At 35.1% G+C, this 1,750-nt stretch carries 2 protein-coding genes; one reads left to right on the forward strand and one right to left on the reverse strand.

Features of this window, described 5'->3' with window-relative positions; genetic code table 11:
• Nucleotides 1-190: 190 nt before the first annotated feature.
• Nucleotides 191-973, reverse strand: a complete 783-nt coding sequence (locus ACHABW_RS25715) for an SDR family oxidoreductase (protein ID WP_435759866.1) — start codon at nt 971-973, stop codon at nt 191-193.
• 168 nt (nt 974-1,141) lie between these two features.
• On the opposite strand from ACHABW_RS25715, the gene ACHABW_RS25720 reads away from it, so the two are divergent.
• Nucleotides 1,142-1,750 (forward strand): TetR/AcrR family transcriptional regulator, encoded by a 609-nt coding sequence (locus tag ACHABW_RS25720; protein ID WP_435759868.1) that lies wholly within the window; start codon nt 1,142-1,144, stop codon nt 1,748-1,750.

Below are 1,750 nucleotides of genomic sequence, written 5' to 3' on the forward strand. Positions count from 1 at the left end.
CTGCATCATTTTAACGACTTAGAAATCCTCATTAAAATAAACAGATCATCAACCTAGTCATTTCTTTAACTAAGAATGATTAACTAGTAGTTGATACCCGTATGGGAAAGAAGTTGATCAATTCTATAATACGTAAAAAGAACGTATTGGATGAATTCACCCAACACGTTCTTTTTGATAGATGATGATTTTAATATTTATAGGACTGTCCACCATCAATTGGAATAACTGCTGCATTAATAAAGTCAGCTTGATCAGATAGTAAAAATGCTACTAGATTACCAACTTCCTCTGGCTTACCAAAACGTTTCATTGGATTAACACTAACAAATTCTTTTCCGACAGCTTCCCAGTCGTCGCCGCCAATTTGTCTGAGTGAACCTTCTACCATTGGAGTCATAATAGCGCCTGGAGCAATGGCTTTAATGCTGACACCGTATTGCCCATATTCAACACCAGAGTTACGAGTTAATCCTACTACCCCGTGTTTACTCGCGGCATATCCAGACTGGTTACCTACACCACGAATTCCGCCTACTGATGCTGTGTTTACGATAGATCCGGAACCTTGCTCTTTCATTACTTTCAGTACATATTTCATTCCGTAGAATACCCCGTTTAAATTGATATTTACAACACGGTTGAATTCGTCAATTCCATAGTCTTCTGTTTCATTTTGTTTTCCCTCTACACCTGCATTGTTAAAGAAACCATCAATTTTTCCAAACTTATCAACTGTGTACTGTACAGTTTTTTCAACTTCTTTTTCATCTATAACGTTCGCTTCTATTAATTCTACTTCTGCTTCAGGTGCAACTGCTAGAATTTCCTTTTTACTATCTTCTAAACCATCTTTGTTAAGGTCCACTAGTACAAGTTTTGCCCCTTCTTTTGCCACTTGTAAAGCAGTTGCTCTTCCTAGTCCGGAACCTCCACCGGTAATTAGAACTACTTTGTTTTCAAAACGTTTCATTTCATTCTCTCCTTTACCAATTGATGTGATAAGATACTTTTAAACTACCAATTCAAGTGTAAAACAGAAAGACGATGGACCTCAATCAGTAAAAATAACGATTCTGTTGAGGAAATCAACATTTTTTTGGAAAGTGTGGACTTTTTTAATATTAGGAGGAAGTTTTGAATGGAAACAAAGACAAATCTCGTTTCAAAACAAAGTATTAGAACGAAGGCTCACTTAAAAAAAGCGTTTATTTCCTTGATAAATGAAAAGGGTTATAGTCATGTAACTGTTAAAGATATTGTTAATAGAGCAATGTATAATAGAACTACTTTTTATCTTCATTATTTAGATAAACATCACTTAACAGAGGAACTGCAGGAAGAAATGTTTGATGCAATCAAACGAACTAGCATGGACCGTTACAAAAGAGGAGAAAATATTCCTATCACTAAAATGGGACCAGAATCATTTGAGTTAATCCATTTCATTTATAAAAATCAAGACTTTTTCAACCTATATTTAATAAAAGATACCATTCCAGGCCTGCATCATGATCTACCAAGAGCTATTTATAAAATTCTAGAAGAACATTTTGTATTTACAGCTAATAACTCAACTATAATCAATACCCCCGAACATAAGCTATACATGGCACATGGTACTGCCGGACTGATTATGGAATGGATAAGAAACGGATATATTATTTCACCAAACGAACTGTCCCTTCAGCTCATTAACATATTAAAAACCTTCGCCGACCATTTTATGATAGTAACAGGGGAAGCGTAG

The sequence above is a fragment of the Salipaludibacillus sp. CF4.18 genome (assembly GCF_051262595.1).
Taxonomy (GTDB): Bacteria; Bacillota; Bacilli; order Bacillales; family Salisediminibacteriaceae; genus Salipaludibacillus; species Salipaludibacillus neizhouensis.

Coding starts and splice junctions, on each gene's coding strand:
- ACHABW_RS25715 (WP_435759866.1), bottom strand. CDS start 973: ATGAAACGTTTTGAAAACAAAGTAGTTCTAATTACCGGTGGAGGTTCC.
- ACHABW_RS25720 (WP_435759868.1), top strand. CDS start 1,142: ATGGAAACAAAGACAAATCTCGTTTCAAAACAAAGTATTAGAACGAAG.